The organism is Sphingobium trunci, from assembly GCF_022664535.1.
Lineage (GTDB): Bacteria > Pseudomonadota > Alphaproteobacteria > Sphingomonadales > Sphingomonadaceae > Sphingobium.
Window position 1 is genome coordinate 33,578 of the sequence record NZ_JAKUJY010000014.1, and the last position, 21,453, is coordinate 55,030.

Sequence of the window (21,453 nt, forward strand, 5' to 3'; positions counted from 1 at the left end):
ATCCGCTTTTCCTTGATGATCGGCATAGAACAGACCGCCGCGCATTCCATGGGGGACATCGGCGCCATTTATGTCGAAACCGCCTTGGCCAGGATCAGCACCCATTCATGTCACCACGCGCCGGAAATGACGGGCGGCCAGGGCTCGGATGGTCGTGACCAGCGCGAGCGGCTGATCGGCCATCACATGGTGGCCGCAATCGAGTATCTTGATGAAGGCGGTGCCCGGCGGCGCGATCGACCGGGTATAGGCGATGTCATCGTCACTCACCAGCGCCGACCGGTCGCCGGTCACGAAGGCCAGCGGGCAAGTGGCGCCGGAAATCCATTCGGGCACCCTGGGGATATGATCGCGGATGAGCTTGTTCCGGTGGTCCAGATCATGCGCCCAGCTCCATCTGTCGGGACCGATCTGCGACACCGCATGATAGGCCAGATGCCAGCGCAGCGACGGATCGGCGCTCTGATCCGAAAAGGCCAGCCTGAAGCGGGATTGGGCCGCCTCTCTCAAGGGGAATACCGGCCGTTCCGCTGGCAGGAACGACCTGTCCGCGCTGAAGGATGAGCGAGGCCGCAGCGGCGTGGCGTCGATCGACATGACGCCCGACAGACGCTCGCCCAATTGCCACGCCGCGCGAAAGGCGGCCATGGCGCCGAAGGAATGGGCCACGATCAGGGGCGGCTGCCCGGCGTCGAACAGGCCCGCGGCTTCGGCCCCGGCGACGGCTTCCTCAAGATAGCCGTCGACGCTGTAGCTGTCCCGCCAGTCCGAACGTCCCATGCCGGACCAGGAAATCGCCGCAACCCGCCAGTCAGCCGCGAAGAAGGGCGCGATGAAGCTCCACCAGTCGGCATTGGCGGCGCTGCCATGCAGGAACAGCAGCCCCGGCCTGCCCCGTTGCCCCCATGTCAGCAGTTCGATCGAGGCTCCGGCAACGCTTATCTCGGACCGTTCGGGCTCGTTCGCCAGCGCTTCCCCGAACCAGGGCGGCGCGCCGGGCAATGGGGAGGAGGACGGGTCCATCTGCATGCCGTCATATCCCTCCCGCATCATCCTGTCCTTTCAGCGGCGCAATCCGCGCGTCAGCATCTCCGCGCCCCGCTTCAGCAGTTCGGGACCAGGCGTCGGCAGCACGACCGGTCCATGCTCGCGCGAGGGCAGAATGATGGTCGCGCTGCCCGCCGTGGTCTGTTCGCCATTCTGGTTTTCAGCGCGCAGGGCCAGCTTCACGAACGGGCGGCCGTCCTCTATGCCTTTCTCGACCACTTCGCCCTTGCAGACCTGCAGATCGCCCAGGAAATTGAACCGGCGCAGTTCGACGCTGTAGCGCCAGAGCCAGGCATCGTCCCCCATCCAGTTGGTCGCCAGATGGATCAGCCAGGCGAAGCGCAGGATCGCATAGTCATAGCCGGTCGGCAGGCCCAGATCCTGTGCCCGGCTTTCGTCCCAATGGACGCGCTGCGCCACCTGGGGCACGCCCCAGCGGTCATTGGTGTAGAAGGCGGGCATCCGGCGGCGCGCCTTCCATCCATAGCGCAGCGGCCCGATATCATAGCCGTCCGCCATGCCGGTCGCGATATGGCGCGAGATCAGGTCCACCATCGTCAGCGGCCCCTTGGCGATGGGCGTCAGTTCCTGACCCGGCTCGACATCCTCCCACCAGCGCGGTTCGGCGCCGCGGATGACCTCCGCCGCGTAGATTTCATCGATGCGCGCTATGTCGTCGGGCGTGTAGCTGTGCCGTTCGACATTCTTGTATTTGCCCGCCTCCTTCGATCCCCGGCGCTCGGCATTGACGGCGGAGGTTTCGCGCATCGCGATGGGCAGGCCCGCCCGGTCCACGAACAGCGAGCGATAGCTGTCGATCACGCTGCGGCCGCCGGAGAAGCTCGACACCTTCTCCTCGATCGCCGAGGTGATATATTCCTCATAGGCGACGTCGCCGGGGAATACAGGACGGAAGAAGGTCCAGTCCGTGCCAGCCAGATATTTGCCCACGCCGCGGAACAGCCCCTTGAAGAGCGGCTTCACCTCAGGCGAATATTCGGTGGTTTCGTTGATGCCCATGGTCTGGACATAGAGCGGATGGGCGATCAGGCCGCGCCAGCGCGTACCGCGCGCATAGTCGGGATCGTGCCAGAGGGGATTGTCGTCGCCCGCCAGCCCGAACGCGAAGTGGCGCATCGTGTCGGCGGTGGCCTCCATGTTGAAGGTCGGCGTGTGCCGCTTCTGCGGAATGCCGATCTGCTTGCGCGCCCGCTCGATGTCCGCGTCGGTGATCTTGCCGTCGATATCCAGCGACTTTTGCGGTTCCACGTCTGCCATCCAAAGATCCTTTCCTTGGGGAAAGCTCTAATTCCCCCGGCCGATGGCTGACCAAGGGCGTTAGCCCGGCCATTCATGTGCTATCGTCATAACTGCACCTGCCCGGCCGCATCGTCATATTCCAGCCCCTCCTGCGGGGCGGGCTGGCCGATGCCATGTTCGATGGTGATCTGCCGCGCCAGATTCCAGAAATGATCCAGCAGGCCGCGCTCCGTTTCGCGATGCCGGCACAGGGCGTAGCGGACCGGGGAAAAGGCATCCGACAGCGGGACGACGGAAAAATCGGGGCCGGGCAGCGCCTCGCTGTAGGGATAGCCGATGCTGACCAGCGCCAGCCTTTCCGTGCGGGCGTAGAAGGGCAGCGCCACGCTGCCTTCCGACACTACATGGGTTTCGGCACCGGCGTCGGTGAAGGGCGCATAGATGGTGGAATGGATCTTCGGATTGAGCTTGGGATCAGTCACCGCGATCTTCAGACCGGCCACCTGGTCGGGGGTGATACTGTCCATACTGGCCAGCGGATGTTCGGACGGCACGAAAAGCACCGGCCTGCTTTCATGGATCGTCAGATATTCGAATTCGGCGCAATCGAAGGGTTCGGGCAGGATCGCGGCGTCGATCAGATGGCTGCGCAGCTTGGAGATCAGACGCGGCGTATAATGGTTCGAAATGATCAGGTTCGCGCGCGGATAGCGTTTGGAAAAACTCTCGAACAGGCTGTTCTTCACTGGAATCCAGAAAGAGGACGGCTGGACCCCGACCAGCAGTTCCGCCTCATGATCGTGGCGCAGCATCCGCATGGTCTGCTTGCAGCGGTCCACCACCTCGGCCAGTTCATGCGCCTGGGGCAGCAGCCGCTTGCCCTCCGGCGTCAGCTTGACGCTGCGGGTGGTGCGAACGAACAGTTGCAGGCCAAGCTGGTTTTCCAACTGCTGTATCTGCCGCGAAAGCCAGGGCTGATCCACTCTCAGTCGCCGGGCGGCCTTGCTGAACGACAGTTCCTCGGCGACGATAGCGAACCTTACAAGTCTCTCCAAATCGGACATCCCATCCTATCCCCTGTGTCGTTTGTCAGTCAGGCCGGACATACCGCCTGTATCGACTTCCTCGCCAGCAATCTTGCGGAAGCTATCCGGACGGAGGGACAGTGTCCATGGACCGCTTGGGGGTTTTGCAACTTCAAGGGGTTAGTCGGTCAGGTCCGGCCAATGGGCACCGTCAGGCAGGCGATCCGGCCGAAGGCGCCGAAATCCGCGGTGCAGCGTTGCCCCACCCGGACCCGGTGCATTCCGGTCACCGCGCCCGTCGAGACGAACTGCCCGGCTGTGAGCGGAAAGCCAAGCCTGGCGCACTGGTCAAGGGCAAAGGCGAATGCAGCCAGCGGTCCTCCCGGCAGGTCGGCGGCCGACGCGCTGCGCACCGGAATGCCGTCGATGCTGGTGGAGCAGGTCATGGCGCGCGGGTCGTCAAGCGCAGCGAGTGGAATGTCCGGGCCGAAGATCTGGCCGTTATTGTTGCCGAAATCGGCGATGGAGGCCAATGAATCGAGGTCCGGCATGGCCGCGAGCGGACTGCCGGCGACCTCCACGCCGATCCGGACAGTGCCGATTAGGCGGCGCGCGCGGCCGGTGTCGAAGCCTGCATCCTGCAATGGCTGATCCGCATGCGCGACCATGACATATTCGGCTTCGAACGCTGCCGACCCACCGACGAAAACCGGGAAATCGGCCTCCTTGCCCTTGTCCAGCCGCGCCACCGAAGCGGCGAATACCGGCCCGACGAAACGGTCCAAGCCGAACCGGGCGGCCAGCGCCGGGCTGAGGCGCCGGACCTTCCACCCGGCGATCGCGTCGGGCCAAAGGGCGATGGCGGCGCGCTGGATCGCATAGGCATCGTCGAGGTTGGAGGGCAGCAATCCTGGAAAGCTCGCCAAGCCGTGCCCATTCTGGCGGGCGGCCACGAAGCGGGCTGCGATCCCGGCCGCCGGCATGTCAGGCAACCGCCCGCATCGGCAGCGCGTGATATCGGCGATCGAAATAGACCAGTCCCGGCTCGTCTCCACCCAACAGCAAATGTTCGACTTCGCACAGGAATATGCTGTGGCTGCCCATCTCCGTCGTCGAATGCACGGTGCAGCCAAAAGCCGCCAACGCACCGGTCAGTGCCGGGACGCCATGGTCCAGCATGGTCCAGTCCGCCATGGCGAAGCGCGTTTCCATGTCGAGCGTCCTGTTCGCGAAGATGGAAGACAGCGCTTCCTGCGTGCCGGACAGCACATTCACGGTCAGGCGGCCATTATCCTTCAGCATGGCGTGCATCCGCGCAGAACGGTTCACGCACAGCAGCAGCGAGGCCGGGCTGTCGCTGACGCTGCATACGGCCGATACGGTCATGCCGTGGCGGCCCGCCGGACCGTCGGTGACGATGATGTTCACCGCCGCACCCAGCCGCGCCATGGCGGCGCGAAAATCCTGCGTATTGATCATGGTCCTACCGCATCAGCAGGCCGCCATTGATGTCCCAGACGGCACCATTGGCGAAGGCGGCCTCGGGCGAGGCCAGATGGACGGCGGTCGAGGCCACGAAATCGGGCGACCCCAGATGCTGGACGGGAATGCCGGCGACGATGCCCTCCAGCCTGTCCACCGGCACCAGCGCACGCACCGACGGCAGATCGAGCGGCCCCGGCGCGATCGCGTTTACGGTGATCCCGAACGGGGCAAGGTCGCGCGCGAACACCTTGGTCAGGGTGATGATGCCGCCCTTGGACGCCGCATAGTGCGCGCCCGTCGCCGTCCCGCCATTCTGCCCCGCGAGCGAGGCGATGTTGACGATGCGGCCATGGCCCTGATCCTTGAAGGTACGGCCCAAGACCTGGCAGCCGATGAAGGTGCCGCGCAGATTGACGGCCAGCACCTTGTCGAACTCGTCCGGGCTGATCTCCAGCACCGGGCGGACGATGGTGACGACGGCGTTGTTGACCAGCGCCTCCACCGATCCCCATGCCTCCACCAGGCGGTCGCGCGCCGCCTCGAACGCGGCCTGATCGCGCACGTCGAGCGTCAGGCCGAGCGCCGTCCCGCCGCTCGCGTCCAGTTCCTGCGCCAGCGCCTGCGCGGCAGCGCCGTCGATGTCGGAAACGCCGACATGATAGCCCGCCGCATGGAAGGCGCGGGCGATCGCAGCGCCCAACCCCTGCGAGGCGCCCGTGATCAGGACAGACCGCCTCACAGCAGATATCCGATGCCGAACTGGAAATCGTCGGCATTGATGAGGGTCACGACCTTCTCGTCGATGCGCAGCGAGCCATTCCCGGCCCGGACGATGCGATACCGCATGTCGGCGGGCAGGAAGCGCATATGCTCATATTTATACTCGGCCAGCATCTGCGCACCGCGCAGGGTGATCGATGTCTCATCCCGTGCCTCGACGACGAAGCGCGACACGGTGCGAACGGTGCGGGCGGGGGGCGCCGAGGACATGGAAAAGCCCGACAGCAGCCGCTTCACCCGCGCCTGGCGCATCTCCTGGTCGTCATAGACGATGTTGAGCGCGTCGGCATAATCGGCGTCGCGATCGACCGGGATGATATATTTGCCCGTTTCGGTCCAAAGCTTCAGCCATGGCTTGTAATCCAGCCGGTCGAGCATGTCCGCCTCCGCCCAGATGAAGGCAACGGCTTCCTCGAAAGTCGGTGCTTCGGTCTGCAAGTCCGTCACGACGCTTTTCTCCTCAAGGGCGATGCTCATGCGCTCATCATCCTCTTCCACATCTGATAGGCGGCGCGCATGCCGGTTTCGGCACTGACGTCGCCGGCATTATGGCCCGCCTCGGCCACGCCGTCGGGCGCATCGACGCCGCGGTTGAGCATGATCCAGAGGTCGTCGCCCGCCCGCGCGCCACGCTGGACCCGTTCCCAGCCCTCGGCATCGTCGGGGGTGCCGAAACCCATCGGTCCCTGGAAATGCTCGTGCAGCCGCAAGCGTGCCCGGTTGCCCGCCACCGGACCGCCGTCCATGCCGATCGCGACATGCGTGATCTCCGTCTCGTCCACCGTTACCGGGCGCAGGACGCGGAAGAAGGCCATCGAGCAGGCGACATTGGGAAAGAGGTTGAGGTTGAAGCCCGAACCGCCGACCGCGCGGACGATCCTGCGAACCTGATCGTCGGGATAGCCCTCGTCGGCCAGTTCCTCCGCAAGGGCCGCGAAGCGATCGGGGATCGGGGCGTCCAGATTCTCTTCAAGGTCGATGAGATCGGGGATCATCACCATGACGCTGTGGCCATTGCCCAGATCCTCGACCCAGCCGCCCTGCCCCAGCACATCGAAGACATTTTCCGTCTCGGCGTCGAGACTGTCGAGGAAGGTCTTGTGGACGATCGGGAAATGATAGGCGTCGGTGGTGTTTTCGAGCTGAATCTTCCAGTTGCCGGGGAAGCGGAACCTGTGTTCGCCCAGCGTCTTGACCCCGAAACCGGCGCCCTGCTTCATGAACAGGTCGATCCATTTCCTCGCCGGGCCGAGAAAGTCGGCCAGCGGCTCGATATCCTGCTTGAAGGTCGCGAAGATCAGCCCGTGATATTCTTCCGTCCGCAGCGAGATCAGCGGAAATTCCGACGTGTCGAACGCCTCGTCATACCCCTTGGCATGGGGCACCTTGCGCAGCCTGCCGTCCACATCATAGCTCCAGCCATGATAGGGGCAGACGAAGACGCTGGCCTTGCCCTTCTTCTTTTCGCAGACGCTCGCCGCACGGTGGCGGCAACGGTTGAGGAGGACATGGACCTTGCCCTCTCTGTCGCGCGTCACGATCACCGGCTGGCGACCGACCCACGACGTCTTAAAGCTGTTTTTCGCGGGCACGTCGCTGGCGTGGGCGACCCAGACCCATGTGCTGTTGAAGATGCGGTCCATCTCCTCCTCGAAGATGGCGGGATCCTTGTAGAGCGCGGTGTGGACGCGGTCGTCCTTTACCAGCGCGGCGAAATCAGTGCTGTTCATGCGCCCTCCTCGGCGTCGTGATGGGGGACGGAAATGTCGGCCTCGTCATTCCAGGGGCCGACATCCCGGGAGAAGATATTTTCGGTCAGGAAACGCGACATGCGCCATGCGCCCTCCTCGAAAACACAGTCGATGCTGAGCGCCGCGCTGCGGAAATCGGAGCGGCCGTCGCGATAGGTCGACACCTGCAACATCATCCAGCGGCCAGTGGCATGGCCTGCGTCCAAGACATCGATCGTCTCGGACGAAAGATAATGGCCGTTCATGCGGAAATGCGGCGGGTCAGTGTAGCTGGCGAGCATCGCGACGATGGCCTCGCGCCCCTGATGCCGCCCGAACGCCTTGCGGTAGCGCCCCTTGCCTTCCCACACGGCATCGCGGGCAAACAGGCCACCCAGACTATCCATCGGCGTCGACGGGCCCAGCGCGTCGCACAGACGGAAATAGTCCATCACCACGCGCCGGACCGCGCCCTCCGCTTCCAGCAATGCAACCCGCCGGCTCAGGATCGCAAGGGCGCTCTCGCCGGTCATGCGGGGATGACCAGCTCCCGGCCGATCCGGGCCTCGACGCGCATATATTTCCAGAGGCGATGTTCGCCGACCTCGATGGTGCGGAACAGGTTGCAGGCAGCGACGGCGGTGGTGCGGTCAGGTACGTCCGCCAGGATGTAGAAAGTCCAGGGCCAGCCGTTGGGCGACGTGCCGACCATGGTTTCATCATCGTCCAGAGTGCCCAGCACGGTGACGCCCGGCAGGTCGCGAATGCCCTTCAGCATTGCGCCGGTGGCCGCCCACACCCTGCCGATCTCGGCGGCGGGCAGGTCGAAGAAATTCTGGAGCACCGCGCCGCAGAAGAGGACGCGCAGGGGTTTGGCGGCTGGTTCGGTCATGACATGCGATCCTCTTGTCGATCAGGGAAATCCGGGCGGGTTGTCGAGGCCGAGCAGCACCCGGCCGGCGCTGGCGAAGCTACCCTCGGACAGGAAGGCATGCTGCGCCACGACCATCGCATCATGGACATAGGCCGACAGCGGATGGTCATTGTAGATGCCGGTCGTGCCCGACAGCATGAAGGCGGTCTGGGCAACCTCGCAACCGGCGCGCGCGACATGGCTGGAGGCGAGGCGCAAAAGGCCCGTCTGCTTGAGCGACGCCGTATCGCCCGCGCATAGCGTGGCCCAGACATCGTCGGTCGCCTCGTAGAAGAAGGCGCGGGCCGAGCGCAGTTTCGCTTCCGCCTTGGCGATCTCGCTCTGGACATAGGCACGGTCGGCCAGCACGGGCGCACCGGTGATCGATGCGCGGCCGCCCGCCATTTGCGTAATCTCGTCCAGCGCGGCACGGGCGACGCCAACGCCAACGATCGCCAGCACCTGGGCGGCAAAGGCCATGGAGGGATAGCGGTAGAGCGGCGTGTCGAGGGTCGGCGCACCGCCCCGGATGAAAGTCCATGCCTCCGGCACGATCACGCCGTCGACCAGCAGATCGTGGCTGCCCGTGCCCTGAAGGCCGATCACGTCCCAATTGCGCTCGATCGTGACGGACGAGGCAGGCATGACCGCCATGCGGGGCAGGCCGCCCTTCTCGCCATCGACCTTGACGCCGACGCCGATGATGTCCGCGCCGGTCGCGCCGCTGCCGAACTTCCAGCGGCCCGAAACCTTGAGGCCTCCTTCGACCTTCTCCGCGGCCTGCGGCGGGAAGAGCGCACCGGCGAAGATGACATCCGGGCCATCGGCATAGACCTTCGCCAGGGTCTCCTGGGGGAGCGAGGCAAGATACATGGACGACACGCCGAAGCTTGCCACCCAGCCGATCGAACCATCCGCTTCCGACAGCCGTTCGATCAGCCGGAGGAAGGTGGCGGGCGACGTTTCCATGCCACCATGGCGGGTCGATACCAGCGCCCGATAGACACCCAGCCGCCGCAATTCTGCGACGATGTCTGCCGGCAACTGGCCCAGGGCCGCGATTTCCCGCCGGCGCGCCCGAAACGATGCAATCATCTCGTCGGGGACCGGCGCGATGCCGGAATCCTCTGGGGCGCTCGGCCCGGAAAGGGCACTCAACGCGTTCATCAGCATTTTTCCTTATGTTGTAAAAGCAGGTCGGATCCGGCGAAGAGCCGGGCGATGGCGCACAGCCGAGCATCATCCCCCCGGCGCGCCACCAGTTGAAGGGCGGCGGGGCGCCCCGACGGCGTCGTCAGCGGCAGTGAAATGGCGGGGTGGCCGCTGAGGTTGAAGGGCCGCACGAAGGCCGAGAGACGCAGGATCGCGGCGGCATCGCCCAGCGCATCGGCGCGCGGGGGGAAATCCGGCAGGGTGGGCAGCGCCAGCACGTCGAACCGCTCCAGCAAGGCATCGACCTGGGCGACGAACCGGGCCTTCACCTGCCCGGCCCATATCAGGCGATCCTGGCGCGCGACCATGGGAGCGCTCCGCAGTCTCTGCTCGACATCGGCGCCCAGCAATCCGCTGTCGACCAGATGCCCGTATGCCGCCAATGCCTCCGCCGCCATCTGAACGACCCCGGCCTGGAAGGCATCTTCCAGAAGAGGCAGGGCACAGGGTTGCACAGCATCGCCCCGCGGCGCCAGCGCGGCGGACAGCGCTCCCGCTATTTCGACATCGGCATCGACATGGACGGTTCCGATCGATGGCGAGGCCTGCTCGGCTGCCGGACCGAAGGCCGGGTCCATCTGCGCCATGGCCTGCTCGATCAGCGGCATGGACCGGGCAAAAAGCCCGACGCAATCCAGCACGCTGTCCGCGGGCGTCACACCGGCACGGCTGAGCCGTCCGAAACTCGGCTTGAAGCCGATGACGCCGCAACAGGCCGCGGGCATGCGCACCGAACCGCCGGTGTCGGTGCCGAGCGCCAGATCGACCAGCTCGGCCGCCACCGCCGCAGCCGAGCCGCTCGACGATCCACCGGGAATGAGTCCGGGATGAAGGGGGTTTTCGACATGGCCGGTCCAGTCGTTGAGGCCGGTCATGCCATAGGCCAGTTCATGCATGCCCGCCTTGGCGACGATCCGGTAGCCGCCGTCCACCAACGCCTGCACCACTTGCGCATGACGTCGTGCGGGCGGAGCATCGGCAAAGGCGCGCGAACCGCAACATGTCGGCGATCCGGCAATGTCGATGCAGTCCTTGACCGCTACGGCAGGCCCGTCGCCCGATACTTCATAGCTTTCGATCAGGATAGCAGACATCCCCGATTCCCCCGATGGCTGGTCCAGAAAAAGCTGGATCATATTACGTGAATAGTCAAGTAATTTTCATTCATTCTCTTGCTTGAATGCAATCCTGTCTCCCGTTAGGGCTTGGGGACAGGGCAAAATCCGGAGCAGCCGGGCGAGCAGCCCCCGCAAGCAGGGATCAATAATGGTTGAAGAGGTACAGGAACCCGAAGTCGCAGGCGCCGCCGCTCCCTTCAACATGGAGGAGTGGCCATTCTATTGGCTCACCCGCTTTACCGGCCGCTATCTGTTGCAGATGGAACTGGCGCTCAAGCCGCTTGGCCTGGATATCCCGCGCTGGCGTGTCTTGATGACGCTGCGCAATCGCGAGGCGATGAGCGTCAGCGAGATCGCCGATCACGCCATCGTCAAGCTGCCGACCATGACGAAGATCGTGAAGCGCATGCAGGCCGACAATCTGGTGGACTGCCGCCAGAGCGCCGCCGACGGCAGGGTGACGGAGGTGTCGTTGACGCCCGCGGGCGTCGTCGCCGGGCGCAAGGCCTGGGACGCGGCCAATCGCATCTACGAACGCGCGTTCGAGGATCTGTCCCGCAAGGACGTCTCGACGCTCAACAAATTGCTGCGCACCATCACCCGCAGCCTCGCCGGCTGACCGCCGCTCCTTTGGCGCAACCGTGACCTGGCCCGGCCGGGTTTTTGCGTGCAGGAAAAAGACCGCCGGCATATCCATGCCGGCGGTCCTGCCGCGACGATCGCCGCTGCTCAGAAATTATAGGTCAGCTTGGCGCCATAGGTACGCGGCGGCGCCATGCCGTAGCTGTAGGTGCCAAAGCGGGTGGATGCGACGGCGCTGGTGATGACGGTCACATTCTCCAGATTCCGGACGAAGCCCTGAAGGCTCCATTTCTTGTTTTCGGGCGTGAAGGTCACGACCAGATCGCTGCGCGTATAGCCGTCCTGCTTCTGATAGGCGAAATTCTCGATGCCGTAGAAGGATGAGCTTTCGATATGCGTCTGCGCGCGCGGGGTCAGCGTGCCGCCAAACAGCGGGAAGCTGTGTTCATAGCCCAGGTTGAACGACCAGCGCGGCGCCTGCGTCGCCCGGTTGCCCGAATAGTCGGTAAGGCAGCTACCGTTCGCAGCCACGCTGACGCACAATTGGGTATATTCCGAATGCAGGAAAACCGCGCTTCCATCGAACCGGTCCGCATCCGTGGGCTGGAAGACGGTTTCCGCTTCGATGCCCCAGATGCGCGACTTGCCCGCATTGAACACCGCTGACAGGCCGACGGTCTGGTCGCGCACCGAAACCTGCTGGTCCTTGTAATTGTAGAGGAAGGCGGACAGGTTCAGCTGGAGCCTGTTGTCCAGGAAGCGGTTCTTCAACCCTACTTCCCAGGCGGAAATGGTTTCCGGCGCATAAGGCAGGGTATTCTGTCCCGGCACGGTGTTGAACCCGCCCGCCTTATAGCCCGTATCGAACTTGGCATAGACCATGTTGCGTGGGCTGTAATCATAGATCAGCCCGGCATGATAGGTGGTCTTGTTGCTGGACGAACTGTCGTTTTGCGGCACGTTGCCGCTGCCGGTATTGCTGTAACCGGCACGACTTTTGAAGTCGTCGGAATAGCGGATGCCCAATTCCGCTTTCAGGCCGTCGATCAGTTCATAGCTCGCCTGACCGAAAGCGGCCTTCGATCTCGCCTTCACATCATAGGAGAAGATGAAGATGTTCGACGGCGGATTGGCGACTGCATAGCTCTGGAACAGGCTGAGAAGATTCTCCTGCTCGCGGAACAGATAGCCGCCGATCTGCCATTTGAAACGGCCATTGCCGTTCGACACCAGGCGGACTTCGTGCGACCAGTCATGCACCTTCTCGGTCGGCAGGAGATAGGCCGACTTGCTGGTCGTGCCATCCAGGTCGCGAAGCTGGGAATAGTCGGTATCGCGGAAGCCCCCCAGATAGACCAGGCTGGCAAAGCCCAGATCATATTCGCCATTCCACTGGATCGTGCGCAGCGTGGTGTCGATATACTGGTTGGGCAGGCTGTGCGGCGTACCTTCGCCATCGACGTCCGGGCGATAGCTGGTGTCGATCGCCGTGCCGTTGAAGCGCAGCGGCGTCCCCCACATGGTCGGACCGACGCCGCCAATCTTGGTCAGCTGGCCGGTCAGCAGGAACTTCAGGCGATCGGTCGGCTTCCACTGGACATGCAGGCGGACCGACTGGGAATCGGCGTCATCGCCTGCGCGGGCCGGTGCCTCGTTGGTCCGATAGCCGTCATGCTTGTTGGTGGTGAAGGCGGCGCGGACGGCCAGCCTGTCGGTGACCGGCAGGTTGATCATGCCTTCGGTCGTGATCTGGTCGTAATTGCCGACGCCGACGGCGACCTTGCCCTCAAATTCATCCTTGGGCTTGGCGGTGATGACGTTGATCGCGCCGCCTGTCGCGTTGCGGCCGTAGAGCGTCCCCTGCGGACCGCGCAGCACCTCGACCCGCTCCAGGTCGAACATGGAATCGCCGAACCCGAAGGGCTTCTGGATGTAGAAACCATCCTGCGCGATCGAAATCGCCGGATCGCCGATCTCATTGGTGTTCTGGCTCGATACGCCGCGCACCGCGATGATGACGTTGGCAGAATTCTTGGAAATGCCCACACCCGGCGCGATCGCCGCGATGTCCGTCAGCGTGGAGACGCCGTTTCTCTCCAGCGCCTTCTGGTCGAAGGCCGTGACGGCGATCGCGGTCTTCTGGACCGAGCTTTCCCGCTTTTCCGCCGTCACGACGATTTCGTCGATACCGCCGGACGGCTGTTCGGCGGCCTGAGCCATCACCGCATTGACATGAAAACCCGCCAGCACCGCCAGGCTGACACCGCTCAAACGCATGAACTGTTTCATCGCTAAAAACCCCTTCCGCTCTTCTTATAGGATCGAACGTTGATATTTTTTTATGTCATTATATCGTAATCTTCAACTATATTTATTGCATTGCAATAGGATTTTGCGCAATCGTGCCCTGTGTCCGGAAAGGCGCCGTCAGCGCCGGTAGGGATCGTCCAGAACTTCTGATTTTTCCATGGCTTGGCCGATTTCTTCGGGCGTGAAGAGCATCGGCTTATATTGGAAATCCCGGAACAGCCCGACCTGATCGCGGACATGCTCCCCCGTCTCTTCCGCCTGTCCCGGCGCGACCACGTTGCGCCCGACGACTCCGTCCGGACGCAGTTCCACAAGGTGATTCTGCGTGCCGCGTTCGGCGAGCGGCACGATCACAGGCTGCTTCGCGCCCTGCGGCACGGCATGGGCGTTGGCCGTTGCGAACTGGGTGAACAGGATCGGATCGGACCAGTGTGCCATATCGCCGCCCCGCTCCGCCGAAAGCTTCGCCAGAACCGCGCGCAGCACGTCCACCTGCACCTGTGCCGCGCTCCTGCCACCCAGATAGTCCGCCCTGACCGGCAGGGAGGCCGCCTGGCCCGCTAATATGCGCGCCAGCAATTTGGGTCCGCGCCCGATATCATAAGTGTCGCCGCGCTTGTAGCCCAGCATCTTCGCCAGGGATTTGCCCACCATCTCGGGGCTGAAGACCCGTTCCGTCATCGCCGTCAGCCAGGCATCATAGATGACGAGCGCCGGGCTGTCATAGCGACCGTCGCCATCGGCATCGATGCGGCGGCGGTCCCAGCCCGCCAGCATATCGCGCGCCTGCCGCAGTAGCGGATCGCCCGGCGCCTCCTTCCCGATCGCTGCGATCAGGCCGGGGATGAAGAAGCCCGCCGTCTGGCTCATCGTGCTGGCCACGCGATTAAGCTCTTCCATGTCGGCCAGGGAAACCCTGCCATGCGCCTGCATGAAATCCTGCAGCAATCTGGCGCGTTCGACCGAGCTCCAGCCGGTATCGGGGAAATACCATCCCTTGATCGGCTGCTGGTTCCAGTTGGTGAAGAAGCCGCGCGACGGGTTGAGACTGTAGGGTTGCTGGGAAGAGGGCAGGAACCCGCGCCAGTCGCGCGCGCCCGTGCCGTCAGTGGGAAGGCGGGGATCCTGATCGCCGCTGCGGATCGGGAAACGCCCCGGATAGACCATGCCGATATTGCCTTGCCGGTCGGCATACCACCAGTTGATGCTGATCGCAGACCGCAGCGCCGCCTTGCGGAATGCCGTGAAATCCTGCGCCAGCGTCGAATCGAACCAGGCCATTTCGGTGTCCAGCTCATGCCCTTCCCAGGCGCGGGCACGGGCATAGGCGCGATGATTCTTCGCATCGACCGTCAGCACCGGCCCATGGATGGTGCGATAGAAGGTGGCGGTGACGGGCGCGGCGCCCCTGACCCGGATCGTCTCGGTCCGCGCGGCCATCGCCTTCCACCGGCCCTTGTGGAAATAGCGGGTCGGATCGGCGGGATCGAGCCGCTCGACAAAAGTGTCGACGGCGTCGCCCCGGCCCACCGTGCTGGACCAGGCCGTGTTGCCATTATGGCCGAAGAAGATCGGGATGAAGCCGATCGGCGTCGCGCCGACCACGTCCATGCCGCCGCCATGCAGGCCAGCCTCGTACAGGAAGCCAGGCATGGTGAAGCCCATTTGCGGTCCGCCCATCAGCAGCGGATAGCCGGTCGCCGACTTGGCCCTGCCCACCACCCAGACATTGCTGCCGCCATGATCGTTGAGCGCCAGCGAGGCCATCTTCGCGCCCAGCATCGCGTCGGTCCTGCCGGTCCCCTCGGCCGCCGCGGCGATGCCGGGACCGGTCGCAGCCGCATGGGGTTGCCCGACCACGGACAGAGCGCGCAGGCTGCGGCCCTTCCAGTCGCCCGCCGCCAGCGAGGTGACGGCCGCAGGGTCTTCGTCCAGAGGAATGAGATCGTCGAAGATGGCCCGCGCCCGCGCCTCGCCAAATTGCGCCGTCAGCGCCTCGAGCAGTCCGGCATTGTCCAGTTCCTGCGTCTTGTCCGTGAAGCGGACCGCGACATTGCCGATGAAGATCTGGGCCAGGTCCTCGGCCGTCCAGGGCCTGGGGGTGAAGCCAAGCTCTGTAAACCGGGCCGGCAGCCTGCCCTTGGCGATCCAGGCGTTGAGGCCATCGGCATAGGCCGTGAACAAAGCCCTTTCGGAAGGCTTCAGCGCAGCAAGACGCGCGGTGACCTCCGCCCGGGTGTAGCCGCGCTGGCGCGTCTCGCGGTCGAAATCGACAAAGGACGGACCCAATATCTCGGCAACCTCGCCCCAGACCGACCGGCGCATCATCTCCAGCTGGAAGAGGCGATCTTGGCCAATGGCGTAGCCCAATCCATAATAAAGGGCGGGACGGCTCTGCGCATGGATATGAGGGACGCCATAATGATCCCGCTCTATCCGGATGCCGGATCCGGCCGGTTGGGCAGCGGCCTGTGCCGATACGCCCGCCAGCGCCGTGGCGGCGAACAGCATGCGGTAGGAACAACGAAACAGGGACGTCATGCGACCTCTATGATGGAATGGGCCATCAGGCGGTTTCCAGTTGGCGCCGGAAGGGCGCCAGACCACGGCTCAACACCAGCGCCGCCAGCAGCGCCGCCCCCACCGCGACGATGGCGAGAGAGCAGCCCGTTCCCTGCGGCCCGCCGAACCAGCGGTCGTTGGCAAGGCCGACCAGCGCGCTGCCGACCCCCATGCCGATCAGCGAATTGATGCCCAGGAAAAGCGCCGAGATGCGCGAGCGCATCGACGGCGGCGCGACGATCTGCATGACGGCGGTGGATGGCGGCATCGGGAAGGAGGCGAAGAAGAAGGCGATGGCAAGCAGGATCGTCGCCTGGCCGGCGCTGGCGGCCCACGGAAGCAGGGCGAGCGGCGGAACCGCGCCCAGCGCGCCGATGATGCCGGTGCGGAAGGGCGCGTCCCTACCGCCCGAACGCGTCAACCGGTCCATGATCGCGCCGCTCGCCAGCACGCCGCCGCCCGCCGCGAAGATCGCGACCCAGCCCAGACGCAGCCCGCTCTCGCCCGGCGTCAGCGCGAAAACGCGCATCAGATAGGCCGGGGACCAGGACAGCAGGGAGAACAGCGTCATCGCCGCCAGCGTATAGCCCGCCATATGGGGCAGGAAGATCGCCTTGTTGCGCGACAGGAAATGCATCACCTCCATGACCGAAGGAACGGCGCTCGCAGGCGCGGGCTGCCCGCCGCGAAGGCGCGGATCGCGGATCGTCGCCAGCATCACCAGCGCCAGCAGCAGGCCGGGCGCACCCACGATGATGAATGTCAGTTGCCAGGCGGCAAAGCGCAGGCCCAGCCAATATTGCGGACCACCCGCGCTCACCGCCCCGATCACCCAGCCGCCCAGCAGGAAGGCGATGCCCGCCCCCAGGAAGGAGCCGAGCGAATAGACCGCGACCGCCCGTCCCAGCCTTTCCTTCGGGAAAAGGTCGCTGATCAGCGAATAGGTGGCGGGCGAAAGCGCCGCCTCGCCCGCGCCGACGCATACCCTTGCCACGAAAAGCTGAAGGAAGCCGCGCGCAAAACCGCAGGCCACCGTCGCCAGGCTCCAGAAGGCGACACCGATGCCGATAATCAGCGGCCGGGATTTCCGGTCGGACAGGGCGGCGATCGGAATGCCCATGGTCGCATAGAAGATCGCGAAGGCAAAACCGTGCAGCAAGCCGAACTGGGTATCGGAAATGCCGAGGTCGGACTGGATCGGGCCGATCAGCAGCGCCATGATCTGCCGGTCGATGAAGGAGAATATATAGGCGACCATGCAGAGGATCACTGCGATCCATGCGCGCCGATGCGTCAGGTCCCGATCGGTCATTGCGGCAATTTTCGCAGATAGGCCATGCTGTCGCGGATCGCGCTCATCGGGTCGTCCGACCGGTCATATTCGACGAAGAAATGCCGCGCGCCGGCCTTGCGCGCGGCACCGATCAGCCGGGGCAGGTCCAGCCGCCCGGTACCGACCACGGCGAATTCGCCCGCGGCGTCGACATCCTTCACATGACAGCCGAAATAGCGGCCCGGATTATTCTCGAAATAGGGGATGGGATCCTGTCCCGCCTTCGTCACCCAGTAGAAATCCAGCTCCATCTTCACAAGGTCCGGGTCCGTCCCTTTCAGGATCAGGTCATAGATCATGTCCGATCCCAGACGCTGGAATTCGCGATGATGATTGTGGAAGGCAAAGGTCAGTCCGGCATCCCGGCACATCCGGCCGGCCTGATTGAAGATGCCGATATAGCGATCCAGGATCGCCCGGTCCGCCAGCATGCGCGGCATCAATATGGGCCAGGTCACATAATGCTGCCCCAGCAGCTTCGCCTTGCCGATCCCGTCCTCGACCAGCGCGAGCGCCTTTTCCGGCTGGAAGGCACGCTCGTAATTTTCGCGATTCTGCTCGGTGCTGATCTGCTTGCGGGTCCAGGCACCGAAGGAGGCATAAACCTCGTCGGACGCGATATGCTGCGATGGGGAGACCAGCCCGAAACGATCCAGTTGCGCGCGCAGCCACATCGGGTCGCGGCCGAAGCTGCCGACCGTTTCCACTTCCCTGTAGCCCAGCGCGGCAACCTGTCGCAGCGTGCCTTCGAAATCCTGCTCCAGCAGCGCGCCGACGGTGAAGAGCTGCAGGCCCCACACATGCCTGCGCGCGGCTCCGGCATCCGACGCCGTGGCATAGCCCGCGGCTGCCATGGCGATCGCCATGGCCAGAAAATCCCTGCGATCCATTCCGTTCCCCCTTCCCGCCTTTCCGGCGTCGACAGGACCAGCGGCGACTGCTGGTTTAGTTGAATATTCATTTATTATGAAATCATGTCAACGTGATTCCGCGCGACTGGCTGGTCTTTGAAAACGAGCCGCGTGGCGGTAAATTCGGCTGCGACAATGCCGTAAAAAGGGCAATAACGGACCAGGACGGAAAATCCGCAGCAGATATGGGAAAAGTTGAAATTTCCTACTCAAAGCCACCAAAGATTAATTGACATTTCAATTAAATTGGCTTTGCTGGGGCTATCAACGGAGGCAGAATTGAAGACAGAATCGCGCGGTGCCGCCAGAGGGCATTTCCGGATCCATCGCCACAGGGCGCAGGTCTTGCTCCACGCGAGCACCTTCATTCTGGCAGCCGTCGGAATCCATGCCCCGCTGCATGCCCAGACGATCACGCCGACCGCCGCGCCGCTTCCCGAAACCAGCGACGACCAGCGTGCCCGCGACCTCGTCGCGAAGATGACCCTGGACGAGAAGATCGACATGATCCGGGGGGCGCAGGAAGACGCGAAGACCGACCAGGCGGCCGCAGGCTATCTGAGGGGCGTTCCCCGCCTCGGCATTCCTTCCATGCGCTTTGCCGATGGTCCTCCCGGCATCCTGACCCGCGAACCGTCGGTCGCCCTGCCCGCGACCATGGCGCTGGCGGCGACCTTCAGCCGGGAGGATGCGGAACAGAATGGCGCGGTGGTCGGCCTTGAAGCCCGGCGGCTGGGCGTCGACGTGGCGCTGGAGCCGTTCGTCAACATCATGCGCGACCTCCATTTCGGTCGCGGCTGGAATACCTTTGGCGAAGACCCTTATCTGTCGGGCATCATGGGCGCCGCGCAGGTGCGCGGCATCCAGGGCCAGGGCGTGATGGCGCAGGCCAAACATTATCTCGGCTATGATCTGCGCGGTTACAAGACGATCATGGACGAGCAGACCCTGCACGAAGTCTATCTCGCGCCGTTCGAGGCCGTGATCGACGCGGGCGTCTCATCGCTGATGTGCGCCTACAACTACACCAACGGCCAATATGCCTGCGCCCATGAGGACCTGCTCGACACCACCCTGCGCAAGGAGCTGGGCTTCAAGGGGTTCGTCACGTCGGACTGGGGCGCGGTGCACAAGCCCACCGACATCAACACCGGCCTCGACATGGAAATGCCGGGCCTGATGCCCAAGGGCAGCCCCTGGCTGACCATCACCCGTTCCTATTTCGACAATGACACGGCGCCCGTCGAGCCGCTGAAAATGACGATGGACGTTTTGGGCCGCGTCTTTGGCCGCGCCGTGCCAGAAGAGGGCAAGGGCGAGCGCGCGCCGATCAAGTCGGTGATCTTCCGCGGCCAGTTTCCCGACGATCCCGATCCGAAGAACATGGCCTCCGCCCTCGCCGACGGATCGGTGCGGATGGCGGCGATCGACCAGGCAGCCTATCGGGTCGTGCATGAGATGAACCGCTTTGGCCTGCTGGACCGGGGCAACCACCAGCCGACAGGCGCGGCGGTCGATCCGCGCATCGCGGGCATCATCCGCAAGACGGCGTCCGACGCGGCCGTGCTGCTGAAGAATGAAGGCGCCGCCCTGCCCCTCAGCCAGGCCGATCTGGACGATCTGGCCCTGATCGGTCCCGGCGCCGGTCAGGTGGTGGCGCTCGGCATCAATGCCGAACATTCGCTTGGCCTGCCCGAAACGCAGAACAGCGTCGCCGCCCTGCTCCAGCGCGAGGCCGGCGGCCGCGCAGGCGCCCATATTGCCTATGCGGTCGCGAACGACATGACCGGTACACCGGTCCCCGCCGACCGCTTCAGCAGCGGCGGCGCGCCGGGCCTGGCCCGCTATGTCGAGGGCCGCAAGGTGGCGCAGGACAGCAGCCTCGACTTTACCGACAGCAATGGCCGTGCGCTGCCCGCGGGCGCGCAGCCAGGCTGGAAGGGCGAGATCGATATTCCGTCGGCGGGCACCTACGGCATCTATCTCCAGATGATGGGCACCCATGGCGAGCTGCTGATCGACGGTAAGCTGGTCGGCCGCTCCAGCGGCATGACCGGCGCCCGCCATGGCGATACGGTCCAGCCGGGGCAGGACGCGCTGCTCTCCACGACGGACAATCTCAACAATGTCCGCCGCGATGTCGAACTGACGGCGGGCAAACACAGTATCGAGGTGCTGACCAGCGAAGACACGTCGCACGCGCCGATCCAGATCCGCCTGAACTGGGTCACGCCGGAGCAGCGGCAGGCCAATTACCGCCATGCTGTCGAGACCGCTGCGAAGGCCAGGAAGGCCGTCATCTTCGCCTGGGCGCGACAAAGCCCGGTCTTCGGCCTGACGCCCGAACAGAACCGGCTGATCGAGGATGTGAGCGCCGCCAATCCCAATACCGTCGTGGTGCTGAACACCAGCTATCCCCTCGCCATGCCCTGGCTGGGCAAGGTGAAGGCCGTGCTCAACATGTGGTGGGGCGGCGACAAGGGCGGCGAGGCGACCGTCGATATCCTGACCGGCCGCGTGAGCCCGGCGGGCCGCCTGCCCTTCACCTGGGGCAAGGCGCTGGAGGATTATCCCGCCACCGACCCGCGCTATCCCGAACGCGGCGCCCGCGAAGACGGCGTCGTCACCTATTCCGAAGGACTGGATGTCGGTTATCGCTGGTTCGACCGGCAGGGCAAGGCGCCGCTCTATGGCTTTGGCCATGGCCTCAGCTACACCAGCTTCGCCTATTCGGGCCTCAGCGTGAAGCCTGCCGCCGACGGCGGCCTCGAGGTGCGGTTCACGATCGCCAACACCGGAAAGCGCCCCTCGGATGAGGTGGCGCAGGTCTATCTCGGCGCGCCCGCCAATGCCCCCAAGGGGATCGCCTTCCCGATGCGGGCGCTCGCCGGTTTCGATCGCATCCACCTGGAACCGGGGGAACGCAAGCCGGTGGCCATCCATGTCGCGCCGCGCAGCCTGCAATATTGGGATGAAAAGACCGGCAGCTGGACAAAGCCCAAGGGCGCGCGCCCAGTCTATGTGGGCGGTTCGTCGCGCGACCTGCCGTTGACCGCCCGGAGCCGGTAAGGCGCGAGCAGCGGCATGACAGGATGGCCGGGCAGCGATCGCGCCTCACATCATCGCGCATTTCCGGGAGAATATCGTCCTTTATGGCGCGGCGTCCGCCTCTTCTTCCCTGTCGA

At 64.5% G+C, this 21,453-nt stretch carries 19 protein-coding genes; 3 read left to right on the plus strand and 16 right to left on the minus strand.

Translation table 11 applies throughout. From position 1 onward, the window contains the following. Positions 1–105: 105 nt before the first annotated feature. The 12 genes from MJ601_RS13240 to MJ601_RS13295 form a co-directional block, all read right to left on the minus strand. Positions 106–1,050, minus strand: a complete 945-nt coding sequence (locus tag MJ601_RS13240) for an alpha/beta fold hydrolase (RefSeq protein ID WP_242127161.1) — start codon at positions 1,048–1,050, stop codon at positions 106–108. Positions 1,051–1,062: 12 nt separating this feature from the next. Then, positions 1,063–2,325, minus strand: a complete 1,263-nt coding sequence (locus MJ601_RS13245; RefSeq protein ID WP_242127163.1) for an FAS1-like dehydratase domain-containing protein — start codon at positions 2,323–2,325, stop codon at positions 1,063–1,065. Positions 2,326–2,411: 86 nt separating this feature from the next. After that, positions 2,412–3,371, minus strand: coding sequence for a LysR family transcriptional regulator (locus MJ601_RS13250; protein WP_242127165.1), 960 nt, complete (start codon positions 3,369–3,371; stop codon positions 2,412–2,414). Between the two features lie 149 nt (positions 3,372–3,520). Beyond that, on the minus strand, positions 3,521–4,324 hold the full coding sequence (locus MJ601_RS13255) for a 2-keto-4-pentenoate hydratase (RefSeq protein WP_242127168.1): 804 nt from the start codon (positions 4,322–4,324) through the stop codon (positions 3,521–3,523). Continuing rightward, positions 4,317–4,811: a flavin reductase family protein gene (locus tag MJ601_RS13260; RefSeq protein WP_242127170.1), complete on the minus strand. Its 495-nt coding sequence runs from the start codon at positions 4,809–4,811 to the stop codon at positions 4,317–4,319. Before MJ601_RS13260 ends, MJ601_RS13255 begins: the two co-directional genes overlap by 8 nt. Before the next feature lie 4 nt (positions 4,812–4,815). Then, entirely contained in the window at positions 4,816–5,556 is a 741-nt protein-coding gene (locus MJ601_RS13265) for an SDR family NAD(P)-dependent oxidoreductase (protein WP_242127171.1), read from the minus strand. Then, on the minus strand, positions 5,553–6,074 hold the full coding sequence (locus tag MJ601_RS13270; RefSeq protein WP_242127173.1) for an aromatic-ring-hydroxylating dioxygenase subunit beta: 522 nt from the start codon (positions 6,072–6,074) through the stop codon (positions 5,553–5,555). Before MJ601_RS13270 ends, MJ601_RS13265 begins: the two co-directional genes overlap by 4 nt. After that, entirely contained in the window at positions 6,071–7,327 is a 1,257-nt protein-coding gene (locus MJ601_RS13275) for an aromatic ring-hydroxylating oxygenase subunit alpha (RefSeq protein ID WP_242127175.1), read from the minus strand. Before MJ601_RS13275 ends, MJ601_RS13270 begins: the two co-directional genes overlap by 4 nt. Next, the gene (locus MJ601_RS13280; RefSeq protein WP_242127178.1) at positions 7,324–7,860 is read right to left on the minus strand and encodes a nuclear transport factor 2 family protein; all 537 of its coding nucleotides are present in this window, start codon (positions 7,858–7,860) and stop codon (positions 7,324–7,326) included. The genes MJ601_RS13275 and MJ601_RS13280 overlap by 4 nt, the downstream gene beginning before the upstream one ends. Then, complete coding sequence (locus MJ601_RS13285) at positions 7,857–8,219, minus strand: hypothetical protein (protein ID WP_242127179.1); 363 nt, start codon at positions 8,217–8,219, stop codon at positions 7,857–7,859. The genes MJ601_RS13280 and MJ601_RS13285 overlap by 4 nt, the downstream gene beginning before the upstream one ends. A 21-nt stretch (positions 8,220–8,240) precedes the next feature. Further along, complete coding sequence (locus tag MJ601_RS13290; protein WP_242127182.1) at positions 8,241–9,407, minus strand: acyl-CoA dehydrogenase family protein; 1,167 nt, start codon at positions 9,405–9,407, stop codon at positions 8,241–8,243. Further along, positions 9,407–10,546 carry an amidase gene (locus tag MJ601_RS13295; RefSeq protein ID WP_242127184.1) on the minus strand — a complete coding sequence of 380 codons (1,140 nt, stop codon included), beginning with the start codon at positions 10,544–10,546 and terminating at the stop codon, positions 9,407–9,409. Before MJ601_RS13295 ends, MJ601_RS13290 begins: the two co-directional genes overlap by 1 nt. 172 nt (positions 10,547–10,718) lie before the next feature. Here MJ601_RS13295 and MJ601_RS13300 point away from each other — a divergent pair, with 172 nt between their 5' ends. Next, positions 10,719–11,189 (plus strand): MarR family winged helix-turn-helix transcriptional regulator, encoded by a 471-nt coding sequence (locus MJ601_RS13300; protein ID WP_242127186.1) that lies wholly within the window; start codon positions 10,719–10,721, stop codon positions 11,187–11,189. A gap of 110 nt (positions 11,190–11,299) precedes the next feature. Here MJ601_RS13300 and MJ601_RS13305 read toward each other — a convergent pair whose 3' ends face one another. The 4 genes from MJ601_RS13305 to MJ601_RS13320 all read right to left on the minus strand — a co-directional run bounded on the left by MJ601_RS13305 (position 11,300) and on the right by MJ601_RS13320 (position 18,247). After that, positions 11,300–13,429 (minus strand): TonB-dependent receptor, encoded by a 2,130-nt coding sequence (locus tag MJ601_RS13305; RefSeq protein ID WP_242127188.1) that lies wholly within the window; start codon positions 13,427–13,429, stop codon positions 11,300–11,302. Positions 13,430–13,579: 150 nt separating this feature from the next. Then, positions 13,580–16,003: a penicillin acylase family protein gene (locus tag MJ601_RS13310; RefSeq protein WP_242127189.1), complete on the minus strand. Its 2,424-nt coding sequence runs from the start codon at positions 16,001–16,003 to the stop codon at positions 13,580–13,582. Between the two features lie 25 nt (positions 16,004–16,028). Further along, on the minus strand, positions 16,029–17,336 hold the full coding sequence (locus MJ601_RS13315; protein ID WP_242127191.1) for a spinster family MFS transporter: 1,308 nt from the start codon (positions 17,334–17,336) through the stop codon (positions 16,029–16,031). After that, the gene (locus tag MJ601_RS13320; RefSeq protein ID WP_242127193.1) at positions 17,333–18,247 is read right to left on the minus strand and encodes a sugar phosphate isomerase/epimerase family protein; all 915 of its coding nucleotides are present in this window, start codon (positions 18,245–18,247) and stop codon (positions 17,333–17,335) included. Before MJ601_RS13320 ends, MJ601_RS13315 begins: the two co-directional genes overlap by 4 nt. A 92-nt stretch (positions 18,248–18,339) precedes the next feature. Here MJ601_RS13320 and MJ601_RS13325 point away from each other — a divergent pair, with 92 nt between their 5' ends. Beyond that, positions 18,340–18,501 (plus strand): hypothetical protein, encoded by a 162-nt coding sequence (locus tag MJ601_RS13325; RefSeq protein ID WP_242127195.1) that lies wholly within the window; start codon positions 18,340–18,342, stop codon positions 18,499–18,501. Between the two features lie 112 nt (positions 18,502–18,613). Further along, the gene (locus MJ601_RS13330; RefSeq protein WP_242127197.1) at positions 18,614–21,337 is read left to right on the plus strand and encodes a beta-glucosidase family protein; all 2,724 of its coding nucleotides are present in this window, start codon (positions 18,614–18,616) and stop codon (positions 21,335–21,337) included. Positions 21,338–21,453: the final 116 nt, after the last annotated feature.

Excerpts from the sequence above, each read along its gene's own strand:
- MJ601_RS13240 (WP_242127161.1), bottom strand. The coding sequence starts at position 1,050 with ATGCGGGAGGGATATGACGGCATGCAGATGGACCCGTCCTCCTCCCCA.
- MJ601_RS13245 (WP_242127163.1), bottom strand. The coding sequence starts at position 2,325 with ATGGCAGACGTGGAACCGCAAAAGTCGCTGGATATCGACGGCAAGATC.
- MJ601_RS13250 (WP_242127165.1), bottom strand. The coding sequence starts at position 3,371 with ATGTCCGATTTGGAGAGACTTGTAAGGTTCGCTATCGTCGCCGAGGAA.
- MJ601_RS13260 (WP_242127170.1), bottom strand. The coding sequence starts at position 4,811 with ATGATCAATACGCAGGATTTTCGCGCCGCCATGGCGCGGCTGGGTGCG.
- MJ601_RS13270 (WP_242127173.1), bottom strand. The coding sequence starts at position 6,074 with ATGAGCATCGCCCTTGAGGAGAAAAGCGTCGTGACGGACTTGCAGACC.
- MJ601_RS13275 (WP_242127175.1), bottom strand. The coding sequence starts at position 7,327 with ATGAACAGCACTGATTTCGCCGCGCTGGTAAAGGACGACCGCGTCCAC.
- MJ601_RS13280 (WP_242127178.1), bottom strand. The coding sequence starts at position 7,860 with ATGACCGGCGAGAGCGCCCTTGCGATCCTGAGCCGGCGGGTTGCATTG.
- MJ601_RS13285 (WP_242127179.1), bottom strand. The coding sequence starts at position 8,219 with ATGACCGAACCAGCCGCCAAACCCCTGCGCGTCCTCTTCTGCGGCGCG.
- MJ601_RS13290 (WP_242127182.1), bottom strand. The coding sequence starts at position 9,407 with ATGAACGCGTTGAGTGCCCTTTCCGGGCCGAGCGCCCCAGAGGATTCC.
- MJ601_RS13295 (WP_242127184.1), bottom strand. The coding sequence starts at position 10,546 with ATGTCTGCTATCCTGATCGAAAGCTATGAAGTATCGGGCGACGGGCCT.
- MJ601_RS13300 (WP_242127186.1), top strand. The coding sequence starts at position 10,719 with ATGGTTGAAGAGGTACAGGAACCCGAAGTCGCAGGCGCCGCCGCTCCC.
- MJ601_RS13305 (WP_242127188.1), bottom strand. The coding sequence starts at position 13,429 with ATGCGTTTGAGCGGTGTCAGCCTGGCGGTGCTGGCGGGTTTTCATGTC.
- MJ601_RS13310 (WP_242127189.1), bottom strand. The coding sequence starts at position 16,003 with ATGACGTCCCTGTTTCGTTGTTCCTACCGCATGCTGTTCGCCGCCACG.
- MJ601_RS13315 (WP_242127191.1), bottom strand. The coding sequence starts at position 17,336 with ATGACCGATCGGGACCTGACGCATCGGCGCGCATGGATCGCAGTGATC.
- MJ601_RS13320 (WP_242127193.1), bottom strand. The coding sequence starts at position 18,247 with ATGGATCGCAGGGATTTTCTGGCCATGGCGATCGCCATGGCAGCCGCG.